The sequence below is a fragment of the Dactylosporangium sucinum genome, from assembly GCF_014647515.1.
Lineage (GTDB): Bacteria > Actinomycetota > Actinomycetes > Mycobacteriales > Micromonosporaceae > Dactylosporangium > Dactylosporangium sucinum.
This window is the reverse complement of the sequence record NZ_BMPI01000007.1, coordinates 117,371-136,285: the sequence shown is the minus strand read 5'-3', so window position 1 is coordinate 136,285 and position 18,915 is coordinate 117,371. Positions and strand designations below refer to the sequence as shown.

The window sequence follows — 18,915 nt, the reverse complement described above, 5'->3', positions numbered from 1 at the left end:
GAGACGGGCTGGGCCGAGACGGGCTGGGCCGAGACGGGCTGGGCCGAGACGGGCTGGGCCGAGACGGGCTGGGCCGACACGGGCTGGGCCGACACCGGCTGGGCCGAGACGGGCTGGGCCGACACCGGCTGGGCCGAGACGGGCTGGGCCGACACCGGCTGCGCTGAGACAGGAGCCGCCGACACCGGAGCGGCCGGCACCGGCGCCCCGGAGACGGGCGCGGCCCCGTTGCCCGCGACCACGTCCGGCTCGGCCGCGGCACCCGACGCCGACGAGGCCACCGGCCAGGTCGTCGCCGGCACCGCAGCGCCGGGGAGTGGCGGCGCGGCGACCGCCGGCACACCGGAGACCGGACGCGGATCGCCCGTCTCCGCGGGCCGTCCGGGCAGCGCGGGCAGCACCGCCGTCGGGGAGTCCAGCGGGTCGCCCGACGGCACCGCCGGCAGCGGCGGGCTGGCCAGCCCCTCCATCGCGATCGGCAGCCGGGTCGCCCCGGCCAGCCGGTTGCCCGACCCGCCGTAGAGCCCGACGCCGTCCGGCGCGGCCGCCAGCAGCCTCTGCGGGAGCGTCACGTACGCCGTGACGCCCTCGTCGGTCGCCGAGAGCCGCACGTGGACGCCGTGCCGGTCGGCGAGGTGACCGACCACGACGAGGCCCATCCGCTCGGAGGCGGCCACGTCGATGGCGATCGGGGTCGAGACGCGCTCGTTGGCGTCGACGAGGCCGGACTCGGTCATGCCGATGCCCTTGTCCTCGATGACGATCATGGCGTCCTTGCCGCCGTTGGCGGGCCAGCCGGACACGGTGACCACGGTGTCCGGCGGGGAGAACGTGGTGGCGTTCTCCAGCAGCTCGGCCAGCAGGTGCACGATGTCGGCCACGGCGTGCCCGACGACGAAGACGTCGTTGGACACGTCGTGGCGGATTCGCGCGTACTGCTCGATCTCCGCCATCGCGGCGAGGGTGACCGCGGACAGCGAGACCGGCTGGGCCCACCTGCGCGTCGCCTCGCTGCCGGCGAGGACGAGCAGGTTTTCGTCGTTGCGGCGCATGCGCGTCGCGAGGTGGTCGAGGCGGAACAGGTTGGCCAGCTGGTCGGGGTCGGTCTCGGCCGACTCCAGCTGGTCGAGCAGCTGCAGCTGGCGCTCGACCAGCGTCTGCGACCGGCGGGCCAGGTTGACGAACATGGAGTTGATGTTGCGCCGCATGACCGCCTGCTCGACGGCCAGGCTGACGGCGCTGCGGTGGACGGCGGTGAACGCGTCCGCCACCTCGCCGATCTCGTCGGACGAGCGGACCCGGGTCGTGGTGTCGACGGTGACCGTCTCGCCGCGGGGGAGTGTTCGCAGCCGCTGGATGGCCTCCGGCAGCCGGTGCTGGGCCACGTCGAGGGCCTGGGCCCGCAGCTGGCGCAGCGAGCGGGCCATCGACCGGCCGATGAGCCAGGACAGCAGCAGCGCGAGCAGCATGACCAGGACGATCACCGAGGTCGCCAGAAACGCCTCGTTGCGCTGGGTGGCCGAGCGGTCGGCGGCGCCCTCGATGGCGTCCTCGAGCAGCTCCTGCTCGATGGAGCGGATGTAGTCGAGCTCGGCCGTGCTGGCCAGCCACCACTCCTCGGGGGTCACGCCGACCTGCGCGCCCCGGGCCCGGGAGATGACCTCCTGCTGCAGGCGGGAGACGGTGGAGACGGCCGGCTGGCGCAGGTTGCGGTCGTAGAGGGCCAGGTGCCGCGGGCTCGCCGTGGAGCGGAACCGCTCGACCGCGGCGGCGTGGCGGGCCTGGATCTCGGAGAACTGGGCGAAGTCGTCGGGGGCGAACTTGCCCGCGCTGGCGGCGGCGAAGATCCGGCCGCGCAGCTGGTCCTTGAGCTCCTTGGCCTGGGCGAGATCCATGAGCGAGGAGACCTCGCTGACCGACTGCGAGTCGCCGCCGATGTCGGGGCGGTCGGGCACCAGGTCGAAGAGGTGCTGGATGGTCTCCGAGTACTGGTCGAAGACGGCCTCCTGGCGCAGCCACCGCGACTTCACGCCCTCCCGGACCAGGGCCAGGTCCTGGAAGTCGGCGGCGATGCGGTTCTGCGTCTGGTTGAACATCGGGTTCTGCAGCAGGGGGCGGGCGGCTCTGGAGAAGGCGGCGAGGGCCGCGTCGGTCTGCGCGTAGTCGGCGAACAGCTCCTGGTTGTCGGAAGTCGAGCCGCTCGTCGCCGCGACGGTGGTCGATTTCGCGAGAAGTCCGGCCGTTCGGTCCCTTTCGAGCTGCAACTGGTGGATGAGATCGGTCAGTTGGCGGCCGACCTTGACCCCTTGGGCGAACTGATCCAACTTCGACGCGTCCTGCACGGAGGCGTTGATCTGGACACCGGCGATGACGAGGAAGGCCACGGCAGGCAGCACGAGGACGGCGGCCAGCTTCGTGGGCACGCGCCAGTCGCGCACCCGGACCAGCGAGGCGCTGCGCCGCTGCGGCTCCCCCGGCCGCCGGCGGCGGTGGCTGTTCACCTTCATCACGACGGCGGGTGCCCTCGTGGAAGGCTGCGAAGCGAAGGTCTGCACCCCTCACACCTTTCGCATGCGTCATCGCGCTGCCGGAGCAGCGTGCGGCCCTTATCAAACCAGGGTTGCGACCAGTGTCCAACCACGTCATTGTGGTGCAGGTCACATTACTCGAAGCCGGACACCGGGGTTGCTCCGCATTGACCAGAACGGAAGGATACGGCCGTCCGACCTCCCGCGCCCGCAAGGAGACATTCGCCGTGCTCACGAGGGGCCGCCGGCCCGCAGCGACTGTCCTGCTCCTCGCGACGGCGTTGCTCATCGCGGCGTGCACGGGCGGCGGCAACCCGGCCCCCAAGGCGCCCGCGAGCGTCGCCATCGGCCTGCTGGTGCCGACCACCGGCGCCAACGCCCAGCTGGGCCAGCAGGCCACGCTCGGCGCCAAGCTGGCGATCGAGCTGGTCAACCAGGACTTCAAGGACCTGCCGCTGCCCCTGCCGCTCGGCGTGGGTGCGGGCCTGCGCAACGGCACGAAGCTGACGCTCATCGCCGGCAATACCGAGAGCGCCCCGGAGAAGGTGGAGAAGGAGGCGTCGCGGCTGGTCGCCGAGGGCGCCGTCGGGCTGGTGCTCGCCGACACCATCGACGTCGCCGCGCCGGCCGGCCGGGAGACCGACCTCATCGGCGTCTCGCTCGTCGACGCGCTGAGCACGTCGGACACGTTCGCCGACCTCAACCGCACCGCGCACTTCCGGATCCAGCCCAGCGACCGCCAGCTCGTCTCCGCCGCGCTCGGCCTGCTCTACCGGCAGCGCGACACCCCGGCCCAGTTCAAGCGGATCGTCACCGCCGCCGGCACCCCGGCGGGCGCGGTCGGCGGCGAGGTCAGCGCGCTGAAGGCCACGATCGAGGACCTGAGCCTCGCCGCCGGCTACGAGGTGGCCGCCAAGGAGAAGATCGTGCCGCTCAGCGGGGCGGACGCCGGCCAGCCCGACGGCATCGTGGTCAAGGGCGACGCGGTGCTCGCGGTCGTCACCGGCGCGGCCGAGGCCACCGCGGCGACCGAGCTCGCCGTGCGGCTGCGCGGCACCGCCCCGGTCATCGCCATCGGCCCGGGCGTCGGCGCCCTCGACGGGGTCAAGGCCAGCGGCGGCGTGCAGGCGCTGCGGGCCTCCGGCTGGTCGAGCGAGTTCGCCGGGCGCAACCCGATCGCGCGGGTCGTCGCCACGATGTACGAGCAGGCGTTCCACACGAAGCTGACCGAGGTCGCGGCGGCCGCGTTCACCGCGACGATGGTGCTCGCGCTGGCGATGGACCAGGTCAGCGACTTCACGCCGCAGTCGATCCGCAGCGCGGTCCAGCAGATCACGCTGCCGGCGACCCAGACGATCATGCCGTGGAACGGGATCCGCTTCGACGGCAACGGCTACAACCAGCTCGCCGCCGGGGTCGTCGAGCAGCACGTGCCCAACGGCTACCAGGTGGTCCACCCGATCGAGCTGGCGGCGACGCCGACGCTCAGTCTCTGAGGTAGCGGCTGAGCTCCTCCGGCCGGCGGACCAGCTCGTTGAGGTCGAGCGCGGCGCCGTCCGGGCCGGCGAGCCGGCGGGGGAGCAGCGGGTGCACGCGCCGCCAGCCCCTGCGCAGGAGGGTGTACTCCACGACGACGGCCAGCAGCGTCGCCCCCATCCAGGGCGGCGCCGAGCGGTCGTCGTCCTCGCCCGCCGGCGGCAGCCCGCGGCGGGCCCGCTCCACGTCCACCGGCCGGCGCAGCAGCGTGCCGGCCAGCTCGTCGCGGTCGTCGGGCTTGCGGCCGAGCACCGCCTGGACCGCCTCCACGTACTCCCGCGCCCGCCGCTGCACGCCGGCCAGGTAGACCGAGACCGGCAGGTCGGCGAAGCGGGTCCAGGGGAGGTTGCCGGCCAGCACGTCGGCGGCGAGCGCCCGCTCCTCCCCGGCCGACAGCTCGTCCAGCGCGACGGCGTCGGGCGCCAGGCCGACCAGCCGTTTCGTGCCGGCGGCGGCGCGCAGCTCGGCGGCCAGCCCCGGGTGCCGGTCGGGCAGGGTCTCCAGCAGTTCGGCCAGGTCGTGCGCGGGCGCCCCCCACTCGGTCAGCCGCAGCCGCCAGCCGGCGTGCAGGTCGGCCACCCGCCGCGGCAGGCCGTCGACCTCCGGGACGCCCTCGGCCGCCGCGAACGCGGTGAACACCGCCGCGGTCGCCGCCGCCCGCAGCAGCGCGAGCGCGGCGTCCTCGACGGCGCCGAGGCCGCCGCCGGCCGCGTTGACCGCGGCGGCGTCGCGCACCCGCTCGGCCTCGCCGGCCAGCCCCTCGGTCGCGTCCAGCAGGCGGGCGTGCCGGTGGGCCGCGGTCCCCGGGGCGGGCTCGCGGAGCCGGGCGTTGAGCAGGCCGCGGACCAGGTCGGGGTGGCGGGACGGGGGCAGCGCCAGCTCGTGTGCCAGCACGGCGCGCAGCTGGTCGGCGGGCAGGCCCCGCACGAGCGGCAGGCCGATCACCAGCTCGCCGGCGGCGAACCGCGCGGTGGGGGCCCCGCCCAGCAGTACCGCCGGGGGAAACGCCACATCGGCGTGCTTCACGGCCTCGAGAACGAGCGAGTGGAGCGCGGGATGGCGGCTCGCCCCCACGGGCGGCAGCCCCGACCGGCGCGGCTCCGGGGCGCTGCCCAGCAGCCGACGACCACGCCAGACGGCCAGCCCGCCGGGAAGTCTCGCCATAGTTCCCTCAGTTTGCCCCAGATCGGGCCGTGGCTGAAGCACCGCCTCTTCCGGATAAGTTACTCGTGAGTCACTATGGGGCGTGCGCTACGACGTGGTGGTGATCGGCTCCGGCTTCGGCGGCAGCGTGGCCGCCCTGCGGCTGGCCGAGAAGGGCTATTCGGTGGCGGTCCTCGAGGCGGGCCGGCGCTTCGCCGACGACGAGTTCCCGAAGACCTCCTGGGACTCGCGGCGGTTCCTCTGGGCGCCGGCGCTCGGCTGCTACGGCATCCAGCGGATCACGATGCTGCGCAACGTCCTCGTGCTGTCGGGCGCGGGCGTCGGGGGTGGCTCCCTGGTGTACGCCAACACGCTCTACCGCCCCCTGCAGCCGTTCTACGACGATCCACAGTGGAAGGACATCGCCGACTGGCGGGCCGAGCTCGCCCCCTTCTACGACCAGGCCGAGCGGATGCTGGGGGTCACCACGTACCACCGGACGACCCGCGCCGACGTGGCCGTCCGCGCCGTCGCCGAGCGCATGGGCGCGGGCGGGACGTTCCACCCGACGCCCGTGGGCGTGTACTTCGGCACGCCGGGCACCGACCCGTACTTCGGCGGCGCCGGCCCGCTGCGCCAGTCCTGCGAGCACTGCGGCTCGTGCATGACCGGCTGCCGCGTCGGGGCCAAGAACACGCTGGTCAAGAACTACCTGTACCTCGCCGAGCGGCTCGGCGCGGCCGTGCACCCGCTGACCACGGTGACCGCCGTGCGTCCCGACGGCGACGGGTACGCGATCGAGACCCGCGGCACCGACCGCCGCCGGCGCCGGCAGACGTTCACGGCCGGCCAGGTGGTGTTCGCCGCCGGCGCGCTCGGCACCCAGCGGCTGCTGCACCGGTGCCGGGCCGCCGGGCTGCTGCCCGGGCTGTCGGCCCGGCTCGGCACGCTGACCCGCACCAACTCCGAGTCGATCGTCGGCGCCCGCTCGCTGCGCGGGGACGCGGACTTCACCGACGGCGTGGCGATCACCAGCTCGTTCCACCCGGACGCGAACACCCACATCGAGCCGGTCCGCTACGGCCCCGGCTCCAACGCGATGGGCCTGCTGCAGACCGTGCTCACCGACGGCGGCCCGCTGCGGCCGCTGCGCTGGTTCGCCGCGTTCCTCCGCCACCCGGTCCGGCACGTGCGGGCCCTGTCGGTGCGCCGTTGGTCGCACAAGACGATCATCGCCCTGGTCATGCAGTCGGTCGACAACTCGCTCGACGTGCACTACCGCCGCTCGTGGACCGGCCGGCGGCGGCTGACCACCACCCAGGGCCACGGCGAGCCGAACCCGGCCTGGATCCCGGCCGGCAACCGGGCGGTGCGCCTGCTGGCCGAGGAGATCGGCGGCCTGCCCGGCGGCTCCTGGTCCGAGGTGTTCAACATCCCGGTCACGGCGCACATCCTGGGCGGCGCGGCGATCGGCGCCTCGCCCGGCGGCGGGGTCGTCGACGCGTACCACCGTGTCTTCGGTCACCCCGGGCTGCACGTCGTCGACGGCGCGGCGGTCTCGGCCAACCTCGGCGTGAACCCGTCGCTGACGATCACCGCCCAGGCCGAGCGGGCCATGGCGATGTGGCCCAACAAGGGCGAACCGGACCTCCGCCCGCCGCTGGGCGCGGCGTACGTCCCGGTGCCGCCGGTCCGCCCGGCGAACCCCGCCGTGCCGGAAGGTGCGCCCGGCGCCCTCCGATAGGCTCTTTTCATGACCACGCCGCCGCCGGTTCTCGTCGTCGACTTCGGTGCTCAGTACGCACAGCTGATCGCCCGCCGCGTGCGCGAGGCGCACGTCTACTCGGAGATCGTGCCGCACTCGATGCCGGTCGCCGAGCTGCTCGCCAAGCGGCCCGCGGCGATCATCCTGTCCGGCGGCCCCTCCTCGGTCTACGAGGACGGTGCGCCGCAGGTCGATCCGGCGCTGTTCACGGCCGGCGTGCCGGTCTTCGGCATCTGCTACGGCTTCCAGGCGATGGCCGTCGCCCTCGCGGGTGAGGCGGCCCACACCGGCAACCGCGAGTTCGGCGGCACCCAGCTGCGCGTGGCCGGCGACGGCGGCGTGCTGCTGCGCGGCCTGCCGGCCGAGCAGTCGGTCTGGATGAGCCACGGCGACTGCGTGACCGCCGCCCCGGCCGGGTTCGCGGTCACGGCCGGGTCGCCCGGCGCCCCGGTCGCCGCGTTCGAGGACGTCGAGCGCCGGCTGGCCGGCGTGCAGTTCCACCCCGAGGTGGCGCACACCGCGCACGGCCAGACGGTCCTCAAGCGGTTCCTCCACGAGGTGGCCGGCATCGAGCCGACCTGGACGTCGAACAACATCATCGAGGAGCAGGTCGCGGCCGTCCGGGCCCGCGTCGGCAGCAAGCGGGTGCTCTGCGCGCTGTCGGGCGGCGTCGACTCGGCGGTCGCCGCGGCGCTCGTCCACAAGGCCGTCGGCGACCAGCTGACCTGCGTGTTCGTCGACCACGGCCTGCTGCGCGCGGGCGAGGCCGAGCAGGTCGAGAAGGACTACGTGGCGGCCACCGGCATCACGCTCAAGGTCGTCGACGCCTCCGCCCGGTTCCTCGGCGCGCTCGCCGGCGTGACCGACCCCGAGCAGAAGCGCAAGATCGTCGGCCGGGAGTTCATCCGGGTCTTCGAGCAGGCGGCCCGCGAGCTGGAGGCCGAGGAGCACGTCGAGTATCTCGTGCAGGGCACCCTCTACCCGGACGTGGTCGAGTCCGGCGGCGGCACCGGCACGGCCAACATCAAGTCGCACCACAACGTCGGCGGCCTGCCCGAGGACCTCAAGTTCCAGCTGGTCGAGCCGCTGCGCACGCTCTTCAAGGACGAGGTCCGCCAGATCGGCGCGGCGCTCGGCCTGCCCGAGGAGATGGTGATGCGCCACCCGTTCCCGGGTCCCGGCCTGTCGATCCGGATCATCGGCGCCGTCGACGAGGAGCGCCTGGCCATCCTGCGCGCGGCCGACCTGATCGCCCGCGAGGAGCTCACCGCGGCCGGCCTCGACCGCAGCGTGTGGCAGTTCCCGGTGGTGCTGCTGGCCGACGTCCGCAGCGTCGGCGTCCAGGGCGACGGCCGCACCTACGGCCACCCGATCGTGCTGCGCCCGGTCTCCAGCGACGACGCGATGACCGCCGACTGGTCCCGGCTGCCGCACGAGCTGATCGCACGGATTTCCACCCGGATAACGAACGAGGTCCGCGAGGTCAACCGCGTGGTCGTGGATGTTACGTCCAAGCCGCCGGGCACCATTGAATGGGAATGAATCACCCTTCAGGTAGGAGTCACCCTTGCGGCCGGGGCAAAAGGCCGGACAATTTACCGACGTGACTCCTGCCCTCCAGCCGCTGCGACGGATCGCGGCGTACTGCGTCTGCGCCGACGGCGACCAGGTGCTCCTGGTCCGGGCCTCGGCGAAGTCCGGCACGCCGGGCGTGTGGTCGCTGCCCGGCGGCGCGGTCGACCACGGCGAGAACCCGGTGGACACGGTCGTGCGCGAGACGGCCGCCGAGACCGGGGTGTCGGTCGCCGTGGCCGGGCTGCGTGACGTGCTCGCCGACATGCGGGCCCTGCCGGCCCGCGGCCTGACCATCCACACCGACCGGCTCATCTACGAGGTGACGGTCCGCGGGGGCGCGCTGCGCGACCGGGTGGGCCAGCCGACCGACCTGGCCCGGTGGGTCACCCTCGACGAGGCCAAGGAGCTGCCGCTGCGCCGGTTCACCGCCGACGCGCTCGGCCTGCCCGACGCCGCCTCCGACATCCGCCCCGACGGCGTGCCCGAGCTGCCGTCGTTCTTCGCCGTGCCCGGCCCCGACGGCCTGCACCGCGCGCAGCGCTTCGCGGCGTACGCGGTCTGCACCGACCGGCGCAACCGGGTCCTGCTCACCCGCATCGCGGAGGGCTACCCCGGCGGCGGCTCCTGGCACCTGCCCGGCGGCGGCACCGACTTCGGCGAGCAGCCGGGCGTCGCGCTGATCCGCGAGCTGGTCGAGGAGACCGGGCAGGAGGGGCGCATCGTCGAGCTGCTCGGCGTGGCCAGCCACCGCGACGCGGCCCAGCTCGGCCCGGAGGGCTACCCGATCGACTGGCACGGCGTCCGGGCCTTCTACCGGGTCCAGGTCGCGCGCTCCAGCCGCCCGGTCATCCACGACGTCGGCGGCTCGACCGCCGAGGCGCGCTGGTTCGACCCGGACGAGCTCGACGAACTGCCATTGACGGAGGTCACCGAGGAAGCGCTTCGCGGGGCGGGCCTACGCTGAGATCATGACGCGCGCGCGGACGATCACCGCCTACGGCCGGGTGACCGGCTCCGAGACCGAGCTCGGCGGGCCGATCCGCCACGGCGAGAACCCGGCGACCGCGGTGGTGCGCCTGTTCGCCGAGGCCGGACGTTCGGTGGGGGTTCTGGCGGTACTGGACGTGCGCGCGATCGTCACCGCGGACGCGCACGAGGACCGGATCCTGTTCGAGGTCGTCCCCGTCCCCGGCGATCCCGGGCCGGCCGCCGAGCCGGCGCCGCCCGCGGACGGCGCGATGCCGCGCGGGCAGCGGTTCGCCGCCTACGGGCTCGCCACCGATCCCGACGGGCGGGTGCTGCTGACGGAGATCGCCCCCGGCTACCCGGGCGCGGGCCGCTGGCACCTGCCCGGCGGCGGCACCGACGCCGGCGAGCAGCCGGCCGACGCGCTCATCCGCGAGCTGTACGAGGAGACCGGCCAGGTCGGCGAGATCACCGAGCTGCTGGGGGTGACCCACCGGCGGAGTCCCGGGGCGATCGGGCCGGAGGGCTACCCGATCGACTGGCACGGCGTGCGAGCCTTGTACCGCGTGCTGGTGCCCGTACCGTCGCAACCCACAGTGACCGAGGACGCCGGCGGGTCGACCGCGGCGGCGGCCTGGTTCAGCCCGGCGGAGCTGCCCGGGCTGCCCACCACGGAGGTGGTGCAGTGGGCCCTGGCCGCCCCTGGCCGCTCCGCAACGGGAGTGTGACGAGCGTCGTTGAAATGGACCGGAGGTGAATTCCGGGATACTCTCAGTAGTCGCGGGATTCGCCTGCATTGGCGGTTTCCAACCTCAGGCATCGCCAACCGCGATCCGATGTGCGATGGTGTGTAGATCGCGAGACGGTCTCGCAAAAACGGACACAGGGGGACGAGTTCCCCCCGACAGAGCCCGTGGGAACCCCGTTCCTACATGGAGGATCAGTGCCGAGAGCACCTTGGCAGCGACGACGCACCACGGACAGCCCTCGACCGGGCGGGGGTCGGCAATGGGCCGGGCGGCTGCGGCGCAGCGGTTCCCTGGCCCGGCAGGTGCTCTTCGCCGGACGGGTCGGCCGCCGTGGTGACAGCAACGTCGCCGGCGCCACCTCGCTGCTCGTGCCCCCGCCCGCCGAGACCGAGGTCCGCAACGGCCGGGTCCGGCTGCCCCGCCTGCGGATGCGTCGTCGTGACGGTCTGTCACGAGACGTGGTCTCCGTCGCCCCGGTCAGCCCGGCCGTCCCGGCCACCGCGTCGACCGAGGCGGCGCCCCAGTCGCTGAGCATCCCGCTGCTGCCCGGCGAGCGCACGCTCGCCCGCCGCATCCGCTTCGCGATCGTCAACGCGTGCACCATCAGCAGCCTCATGCTGGGCCTGTCGGCGATCTTCATCGCGGTCAACCACGGCGACGTCCACGTCGCCGCCGGCCTGCTGATCGCGTGCGTGATCTTCGACGGCCTCGACGGCTTCCTGGCCCGCCGGCTGGGCGTCGCCAGCCCCTTCGGCGCGCAGATGGACTCGCTGGCCGACATGTGCTCCTTCGGCCTGGCCGCGCCGGTGGTGGTCTACGCCTGGCTCAACGGCTCGGCCCCGAGCGCCCTCCTGGTGCCCGCCTGCGCCCTCGTGGCGGCCTGCGCGGCGATCCGCCTGGCCCGCTTCAACGTCTCCCCGAAGGACGGCCGCTTCTTCTGCGGCGTCCCCACCACGATGTGCGCCGCCGTGCTGGCCCTGGGCACGCTCATCGCCCCGGAGATGTCCCCGGTGATGCGCGTGGTCGGGGTGGCGCTGCTGGGCCTGGCGATGGTCTCCAGCTTCCCGTATGCGAAGCTGGCCCGCCTCCTCCGCCTGCCACCGTGGCTGCTGGTCCTGCCCGTGATCGGCGCCCTGGTGGACTACCGGGTGACCTTCGTGGTGGTCGTCTTCGCCTACCTGGCGAGCGGCCCGGTCCTCTGGCTGCGCCAGCGCAACCAGCCCGCGTAGCCGCTCCTGTACGGCAAACCGCCCCGGCCACCTCGACGAGAGGCAGCCGGGGCGGTCCCCGTTGCGGGCCGGTGGGTCAGAGCCAGTGCGCGATCACCGTCTGGCCGCCGACCACGCGGTCGCCCGGGGCCACGGCCGGGGTGGCCTTGTCGGCGGGGAGGTACACGTCCGTGCGCGAGCCGAACCGGATCAGCCCGAAGCGCTCGCCCTTGGCCAGCAGCGAGCCGACCGGCGCGCGCTGGACGATGCGGCGGGCGATCAGGCCCGTGCGCTGGACGACCGCAACCGGGCCGTACGCGGTCTCCAGCAGCGTGTACGCCGCCACGTTGTGCTCCGCCTCCGGCTTCATCGCGGCGGCGTAGCCGCCGTCCTCGACGAAGTAGTCGACGACCTTGCCGGCCACCGGGGCACGGTTGACGTGCACGTCGAGCACCGACAGGAAGACCGCGACGCGGAGGAACTCCAGTTCGCCGAAGCGGGGGTCGTGCATGCGCTCGACGCCGAGGACCTTGCCGTCGCTCGCCGCCACCACGGAGGTGGCGTCCTCCGGGACGTCGCGCTGGGGGTCGCGGAAGAACGCCGCGACCGGGGCCGCCGCCAGGGCCGGGACCAGCCAGAGCTTCGACTTCGGGCGGGCGGCCTTGGCCAGCGCGGCCAGGCCGAGCGCGATGCCGGCGGCGGCGACGCCGTTGGAGTCGATGTTCATGCCGCGGGTGAGCGGGACGCTCGACGGGCGCAGGGCCGGCAGCAGCTTGGACGCCGTGGCGTGGTGAGCGGGCGTGTGGCGCAGCCGGTGGATGCGGACCGGCGGCACGTTGCGCAGGACCAGGTCGCTGCCCACGCCGTAGAGCGCCGCCTGGCGCTCGACCTCGTCGGCCGCGCCGCTCGGCAGGCGGGTCGCCGGGACCACCACGGTCAGGACGCCGCCGGTGGCGACGACCTTGGACAGGGCGCCGAGCACCTCGCGGGCGTCGTCGGCGCCGCCCGCGAGCGCCTCGGCGTGGATCACGACGTCGGCGGGCTCGGCGGCGTCGAGCGACTCGACCACGCGGGTGCGCTCGGCCACCCAGCGGCCCTGGCGCTCCACGTGCTCGCGCAGGGCGGCGGCGCCGGTGGTGCCGGCCGCGACGACGGTCAGCCGGTCGTCGGGCAGCAGGGCGTCGATCGCGGCGGCCAGCGCCGGTGAGCCGGCGGCCGCGCCGACCAGCAGGCCGCTCTTGGGGCCGCCGTGGCGGGCGAGCTCGGACGCAAGGACCCGGGCGGCGCGGTCACCGATCTGGACCGGACGGCCGACGGGAAACTGGGTCATCTCGGGAAGACTCCTCGGAAACGGTGAGACCGGCGGGGTGAGATCCCCCGCCGGCCAGCATATTCCGTCGTCAGTCCAAGTCGTCCGGATCGTAGTCGTAGTCGTACTTCGGACCCGAGCTCGTCGGGGCCGTCGCCTCGGCCTTGTCGCCCTTGGCCTTGTCCTTCTCGGGCCGGTCGGAGCGCAGCGCCCCGAGCAGGCCGAGCAGGCCGAAGAGGATCAGGCCGACGGCGACGATCCAGCCGGCGTTGAGGTTCACCGAGACGGCCTGGTTGAACAGCCAGACGATCACGATCCCCAGAAAGATCAGTCCGAAGGTCAGGGACACGCCATCCGTGCGGTGCGGCTTCATCGGGTCACCTCCAGGTTGCCGTAGTCGAGGGAGAGGTCGAGGTGGAGCTTGCCGCCGCCGGCGCCGTCGAGGCCGGCGTTGGCGAACTCCTTGGTCTGGTTGAAGCCGCCGCAGTCCTGGCCGAACACCTTGCAGTCACCGCCGGAGACCCGCACGTCGACCGTCACGTCGACGTTCGGCGGGAGGATGACCTGGAGGTTGCCGTACTTCACCCGCAGGCTCAGGTCGACGGGCTGGCCGGTGGTGGCGGTGGTGGTGAAGTCGAGAGCGCTGAGGTCGGCGCGGATGTTTCCGAGGTCCGTGACGTACGAGTCGTCGAGCTGGCTCACCTCGGTCGGCCGCAGGTTGATGTCGGCGACCGACCGCGGCACGTGGGGGCCCGACGTCGACGCGGTCGAGATGGCGAGCGCGATGCTGAGCAGGGCGCCCAGCAGGATCAGCACCCGGGCCCGGCCCAGCCAGGCGCCGGTGACGAGGCCAAGGGCGACGATCGCCAGCGGGACCGCGAAGAACGTGCTGACCTTGAAGTCCGCGACGCTGACCTCCAGCACGGCCAGCACTCCGAGCGACAGGCAGATCAGCGAGAAGGTGATCCGCCCCAGCTTGGACTTCTCCTTCGGCGGCTTCGGCGGCTTGGGCGGCAGCGGGGCCAGCCCCGGGTAGGGCGAGTTGGGCACGCCGGGCGGCGGGTAGCCGAGCGACGCCGCGTAGGGGCTGCGGCTGCTGAACGGCCCGTGCGGGGCGAACGGCTGCCGATACCCGGGCGTGGCCGGCAACGGCGGCAGCGGGGGCAGCGGCGGCAGCGTCGGCCCGACCCGCGGCGGCGCCGGCGGGTTGAACGTCGGCGGCCGCGGCGCGGTCACCGGCGCGGTATCCCCGTAGCCGGCCGTCGCCGGTGCGGCCGGGAACTCGGCGGTCTCGGCGGCCGAAGCGCCGCTCGCCGGGGGCGCGTGCGGCCCGGGAGGAGCGGGCGGCGCCGGCGGGACCGGTGTCGCCGGGGGCGGGCCGGCGGCCGGCGGCGTGAACTGCATCGTGGGCGCGGTGAACGGCGGCCCGGACGGTGGGTACGGCGTCGGCGGGGGCGTGGGCGGCGGCGTGAACGGCCCGGCGGCCGCCGGATGATGGCCGGAACCGCCCTGGCCGCGGGCCAGCAGCGCGACCACGCCGATGACGATCGCCAGGCCGACCATCGCGGCGCCGATGTTACGCGACATGACCAGCACGAACGCGAGCACGGCGGAGATGCCGATCACGATCGCGAGCGGCGACGACGTGCTGGACCGCCCGCGGCCGAGCAGCGCCTCCAGCGGCGAGGCGGTGTCGCCCTCGGCCGGCAGCAGGAGCCAGCCGGCGAGGTACGCGACGATGCTCACGCCGCCGGCCAGGGTCAGGACGGCGAAGATGACCCGCCAGAGCGTGGGATCGGTGTTGGTGGCGCGGCCGATGGCGGCGCAGACGCCGGCGACATATCGCCCCTGCTGCGGGCGCACCAGGCCGGCCCGGTTGAAGCCGGGGCCGCCGAACGGGTTGCCGAACGGCGGGGGGAACCCGCCACCGGGCGGCGGCGGAGGCGCCCCGGGCGGCGGGGTGCCACCGGACGGCGGCGGGGTGCCACCGGACGGCGGCGGAGTGCTACCGGGCGGCGCGGCACCCGGCGGCGCCGCACTCGGCGGAACGTCGGCAGGAGGAACGTTCGCCGTCGGAGCGTCCGCGGCGGGAAGATCGTCTGACGAGGCGCCCAGGTCGCGCGTCTCCGCGACCGGCTCGGCCGCCGTGGGCGCGTCCGCCGTGGGCGACTCGTCCGGCGCGACGTCCGCCGCCCCGGCCGCGGGGGGAGGGTTGGTGCCCAGGCGGGCGGCCTCCTCGGCCGACAGGAAGTCGGCGGTGAAGCTGGGAGCGGCCCGGCCCTCGGCGGCGGTGGCGGCCGGCTCGTCGGCGGCAGGCGGATTCGTCATGACACCTATGCTGGCTGAAGACAGGTGTTCCCTACCTCAGGCATCGACCCTGACGCCACCCTGATTTGCCAGCTCCGGGGTCTTCGGAGTGGTCTGCTCGACGTCCGCCGTGTGACGATTTGGAGGACCGCCGACCGCTACGAGTTCGAAACGAGCCGCATGACCGCCCCGATGCCCACGCGCCGCCTCTACCGCGAACCCGCCGACCGGGTCGTCGCGGGGGTCGCCGCCGGCCTGGCCGCGCACCTCGGAGCCTCGGTCGTGCTGATCCGGGTCGCGTTCGTGGCGCTGGCCGCGTTCGACGGCCTCGGCGCGCTGCTCTACGCGGCCTTCTGGGCCGTCCTGCCGATGCCCCCGTCGGTCCGACCGGGCGGGCGCAACGTCAACCAGCTGTTCTCGTTCCTCGCGCTCGGCATCGGCATCGTGCTGCTGCGGCTCATGGTCCAGCCGACCGGCAGCGTCCAGGCGGTGATCGGCTGGCTGGCCGCCGTGGTCGCGCTGGGCGCCGGCATCATCTGGCACCAGGCCGACCCGAAGCGCCGCGAGCGCTGGTCGGCGACCGTGCCGGGCATGCCGTGGCTGGGCGCGGTCGTCGACAACAACCGCAAGGCCTACCTGCTGCGCTTCGTCGGCGGCGGCCTGCTCGTGGTCGTCGGCATCATCGGCGTCTTCGTGGTCGGGGTGCAGATCCCGGGCGCGCCGATGGCGGCGATCGGCTACGGCCTCGGCTTCGCGGCGGTCGCGCTCGCGGGCGTCGGCCTGGCCCTGGCCCCGCTGCTCTACCGGATGTTCACCCAGCTCAGCGCCGAGCGCGAGGCGCGCGTGCGGGAGCAGGAGCGGGCCGACATCGCGGCCATGATCCACGACCAGGTGCTGCACACGCTCGCGCTCATCCAGCGCAACGCCGGGGACGTCAAGGAGGTCCAGCGGCTGGCCCGCGGGCAGGAGCGCACCCTGCGCAACTGGCTCTACAAGCCGACGGCCTCGCCGATGGAGAAGCTGAGCGCGGCGCTGGAGGAGGCGTCGGCCGAGGTCGAGGACACCTTCGCGGTCGCGGTCGAGACCGTCGTGGTGGGCGACCTCGACGTCGACGAGAAGATCGCGGCGATCGTCGCCGCCGCGCGCGAGGCGCTGGTCAACGCGGCCAAGCACGCGAAGGTCCAGACGATCTCGCTGTATGCCGAGGTCGAGCCCGACTGTGTGAGCGTCTTCGTGCGCGACCGGGGCGTCGGCTTCGATCTGCAGGCCGTGGACGACGACCGGCACGGGGTCCGTGGTTCGATCATGTCGAGGATGCGGCGGCACGGCGGCAAGGCCGAGATCCGCAGCACCCCCGGCGACGGCACCGAGGTGCGCCTCAGCATCCCGATCGACACCGAGGCCCTGCGTAAGAAGGCCACTGCGACGATGGAAAGCGGTTGACGATGAGCAGCGAAGAGACCCAGCGGCTGCGGGTGTTCCTGGTCGACGACCACGCGATGTTCCGGGCCGGCGTGCGCGCCGAGCTGGGCTTCCACGTGGACGTGGTGGGCGAGGCGAGCAGCGTGTCCGAGGCGGTGCAGCGGATCTCCGCCCTGGAGCCCGACGTCGTCCTCCTCGACGTGCACATGCCCGACGGCGGCGGCCGCGCGGTGCTCGACGCCATGCGGCGCAGCCACCCGCACGTGCGCTTCCTCGCCCTGTCGGTCTCCGACGCCGCCGAGGACGTCATCGGCCTGATCCGGGCCGGCGCCCGGGGGTATGTCACGAAGACCATCTCGCCCGACGAGCTGGCCGACGCGATCCGCCGGGTCGCCGACGGCGACGCGGTGTTCAGCCCCCGGCTGGCCGGGTTCGTCCTCGACGCCTTCGCCGCCCGGCCGGACGCGCCCGTCGCCGACCCCGAGCTCGACCAGCTCACCAACCGCGAGCGGGAGGTGCTGCGGCTGCTGGCCCGCGGGTATGCCTACAAGGAGATCGCGAAGGAGCTGTTCATCTCGATCAAGACGGTCGAGACCCACGTCTCCAACGTCCTGCGCAAGCTGCAGATGTCGAACCGCTACGAGCTGTCACGATGGGCGGCCGACCGCCGGCTGGTCTGAGGATTTTTCGCACGCATTTGTGGGCAAACCGGTGTTACCGCCGTGACTGCTGTGACGCATGAGGTGACAAGGGGGGCCGGGGAGGACTAGAAACGGACCGCTATGTGAACTCCACACAGAAGGCGGTTCACCCTTGTCCTCCATCCCCCGCTGGGCCGCTGCCGCCGGTGCGTTGCTCGCCGGGGGTGCCTTGGCCCTCAGCGGCGCCGGTGCCGCCGCGGCCGAGACCACCCCGGTGACCGGCACCCAGGTGTACCTGGACACGCCGCAGCAGTCCGTGAAGATCATCAACGCGAAGCAGACCGACGCGCAGCACCCGAACGGCACCGAGGCCCTCGCCCGCCGCCTCGGCCTCAAGGTCGCCGGCTCCGACGAGACCGTGCTCGCGTACTGCATCGACTACAAGCACGACATCAAGGACCCGAAGTACGTCGAGGGCTCCTGGGCCCCGAACAAGAACGGCACGCCGACCCCGGCCGAGCTCAGCCAGGTCCAGTGGGTGCTGACGCACTCCTACCCGGTGCTGGGCGTCGACGCCGTCATCGCGGCGGCGAAGGCGACCAAGCCCGCCGACACCAGCGACGAGCTGCTGACGAAGCTGGTCTACGCCGGCACGCAGAGCGCGATCTGGACGCTCACCGACGGCGACGCCTACCAGCTGCGCGACTCGAACGACGGCTTCAACACCACGCCGAACGCGGCCGCCGACCAGTACGGTCTCATCGTCGCGATCAACGACTACCTGGTGAACGCCTCGAAGAGCCCCGCCGAGGAGCCGCAGCCGAAGCTCGTCATCAACCCGGCGACGCTGTCCGGCGAGGCCGGCAAGAAGATCGGCCCGTTCACCGTCGAGTCGGGCGGTGGCCTGGCCACGCTGACCGCGACCGGCGGCTCGCTGGTCGACGCCGACGGCAAGCCGGTCACCGAGCTGTCCAACGGCGGCAAGTTCTACGTGGTCGCCGACGCGCCCGGCGAGGTCACCGTCAACGCCAAGGGCAGCGGTTCGGTGCCGATCGGCCGCGTGTTCGTGGCGAAGGTCGGGCCGGACGAGTTCCAGAAGCTGATCCTCGCGGGGGTCGCCGGCACCGAGCTGGAGGCTTCGGCCAAGGTCACCGTGACCCCGCCCGTCCCGCACCTGCCGGTCACCGGCGTCAAGCTCACCGGCGCCATCACGGCCGGCGTGCTGCTGGTGGCGGGCGGCGTGGCGCTGCTCATGGTGGTGCGCCGCCGCCGGGTCCGGTTCACGGCCTGACGTGAGCTGCGGCGGGCACCGGCTGGCAGTCGCTCAGGCGGTCGAGAAGACCGAGAACGACTCCGCCAGCCGGCCCGCCGGCAGTCCGCCCGCCGCGGCCACCATGGCCAGCCGGGCCTCGATCGTCGCGTCGAGATCGGTCAGGTGGGAGGTCTGCGACACGTGCGCCCGCAGGGCCGCCAGCTTGCGCGGGAACGTGTCGGTGACGTCCACGAGGTGGTCCGGTGCCGGGCCTCCGCTGTACCAGATCTCCCGCACCGTCCACGGCTCGAGCCCGATGTCCGTGAACGTGAACGGGTTGCGCGCGTCCGGGTAGACCGCGCAGGTGGTCGCCTCGCCGGCGGCCAGGTGGTCGGGGTGGCTCGGCCCGGCGATGCGGTCCCAGCGGCGCAGCGGCGAGTTGGTGAGCACCCGGTCCGGCCGGAAGCGCCGGATCGCCGCCGTGATGTCCCGCCGCAGCCCGATCGACGGCGTG

15 protein-coding genes are annotated in these 18,915 nt (G+C 73.6%); 9 read left to right on the top strand and 6 right to left on the bottom strand.

Annotated elements, in window-relative coordinates; genetic code table 11:
• The coding region (locus IEZ31_RS09110; RefSeq protein ID WP_190249319.1) for a sensor histidine kinase at window positions 1–2,555 on the bottom strand (2,555 nt) is incomplete at its 3' end.
• A gap of 200 nt (window positions 2,556–2,755) precedes the next feature.
• Here IEZ31_RS09110 and IEZ31_RS09105 point away from each other — a divergent pair.
• Window positions 2,756–4,024 carry an ABC transporter substrate-binding protein gene (locus IEZ31_RS09105; RefSeq protein ID WP_190249318.1) on the top strand — a complete coding sequence of 423 codons (1,269 nt, stop codon included), beginning with the start codon at window positions 2,756–2,758 and terminating at the stop codon, window positions 4,022–4,024.
• Here IEZ31_RS09105 and IEZ31_RS09100 read toward each other — a convergent pair.
• A complete protein-coding gene (locus tag IEZ31_RS09100; RefSeq protein WP_190249317.1) occupies window positions 4,014–5,228 on the bottom strand; it encodes a M48 family metalloprotease in 1,215 nt (404 codons plus the stop codon). The two genes, IEZ31_RS09105 and IEZ31_RS09100, sit on opposite strands and share 11 nt — an antisense overlap.
• Before the next feature lie 82 nt (window positions 5,229–5,310).
• Here IEZ31_RS09100 and IEZ31_RS09095 point away from each other — a divergent pair, with 82 nt between their 5' ends.
• The 5 genes from IEZ31_RS09095 (at window position 5,311) to IEZ31_RS09075 (ending at window position 11,491) form a co-directional block, all read left to right on the top strand.
• Entirely contained in the window at window positions 5,311–6,951 is a 1,641-nt protein-coding gene (locus IEZ31_RS09095; RefSeq protein WP_190249316.1) for an FAD-dependent oxidoreductase, read from the top strand.
• 9 nt (window positions 6,952–6,960) lie between these two features.
• The gene (guaA, locus tag IEZ31_RS09090; protein ID WP_190249315.1) at window positions 6,961–8,514 is read left to right on the top strand and encodes a glutamine-hydrolyzing GMP synthase; all 1,554 of its coding nucleotides are present in this window, start codon (window positions 6,961–6,963) and stop codon (window positions 8,512–8,514) included.
• Window positions 8,515–8,575: 61 nt separating this feature from the next.
• Complete coding sequence (locus IEZ31_RS09085) at window positions 8,576–9,511, top strand: NUDIX domain-containing protein (RefSeq protein ID WP_190249314.1); 936 nt, start codon at window positions 8,576–8,578, stop codon at window positions 9,509–9,511.
• A 4-nt stretch (window positions 9,512–9,515) separates the two neighbouring features.
• Window positions 9,516–10,241, top strand: coding sequence for an NUDIX hydrolase (locus tag IEZ31_RS59345; RefSeq protein ID WP_190249313.1), 726 nt, complete (start codon window positions 9,516–9,518; stop codon window positions 10,239–10,241).
• Window positions 10,242–10,534: 293 nt separating this feature from the next.
• Window positions 10,535–11,491 carry a CDP-alcohol phosphatidyltransferase family protein gene (locus IEZ31_RS09075; RefSeq protein WP_190249455.1) on the top strand — a complete coding sequence of 319 codons (957 nt, stop codon included), beginning with the start codon at window positions 10,535–10,537 and terminating at the stop codon, window positions 11,489–11,491.
• Window positions 11,492–11,567: 76 nt separating this feature from the next.
• Here the strand turns inward: IEZ31_RS09075 and IEZ31_RS09070 are convergent, their stop codons facing one another.
• The 3 genes from IEZ31_RS09070 to IEZ31_RS09060 all read right to left on the bottom strand — a co-directional run bounded on the left by IEZ31_RS09070 (window position 11,568) and on the right by IEZ31_RS09060 (window position 15,107).
• Entirely contained in the window at window positions 11,568–12,800 is a 1,233-nt protein-coding gene (locus IEZ31_RS09070; RefSeq protein WP_190249312.1) for a phosphatidylserine decarboxylase, read from the bottom strand.
• Between the two features lie 70 nt (window positions 12,801–12,870).
• A complete protein-coding gene (locus IEZ31_RS09065) occupies window positions 12,871–13,152 on the bottom strand; it encodes a hypothetical protein (RefSeq protein ID WP_190249311.1) in 282 nt (93 codons plus the stop codon).
• Window positions 13,149–15,107 carry a PspC domain-containing protein gene (locus IEZ31_RS09060; protein WP_190249310.1) on the bottom strand — a complete coding sequence of 653 codons (1,959 nt, stop codon included), beginning with the start codon at window positions 15,105–15,107 and terminating at the stop codon, window positions 13,149–13,151. Before IEZ31_RS09060 ends, IEZ31_RS09065 begins: the two co-directional genes overlap by 4 nt.
• A 159-nt stretch (window positions 15,108–15,266) precedes the next feature.
• Between IEZ31_RS09060 and IEZ31_RS09055 the strand changes: the two genes are divergently transcribed.
• From IEZ31_RS09055 to IEZ31_RS09045, 3 genes are all read left to right on the top strand, one after another.
• A complete protein-coding gene (locus IEZ31_RS09055) occupies window positions 15,267–16,529 on the top strand; it encodes an ATP-binding protein (protein ID WP_190249309.1) in 1,263 nt (420 codons plus the stop codon).
• A 2-nt stretch (window positions 16,530–16,531) separates the two neighbouring features.
• A complete protein-coding gene (locus IEZ31_RS09050) occupies window positions 16,532–17,188 on the top strand; it encodes a response regulator (RefSeq protein ID WP_190249308.1) in 657 nt (218 codons plus the stop codon).
• Between the two features lie 133 nt (window positions 17,189–17,321).
• Window positions 17,322–18,440 (top strand): thioester domain-containing protein, encoded by a 1,119-nt coding sequence (locus IEZ31_RS09045; protein ID WP_190249307.1) that lies wholly within the window; start codon window positions 17,322–17,324, stop codon window positions 18,438–18,440.
• Window positions 18,441–18,473: 33 nt separating this feature from the next.
• On the opposite strand, the gene IEZ31_RS56200 is transcribed toward IEZ31_RS09045, so the two are convergent.
• Window positions 18,474–18,915: PIG-L deacetylase family protein (locus IEZ31_RS56200; RefSeq protein WP_373294542.1), on the bottom strand; the 442-nt coding region annotated here is incomplete at its 5' end.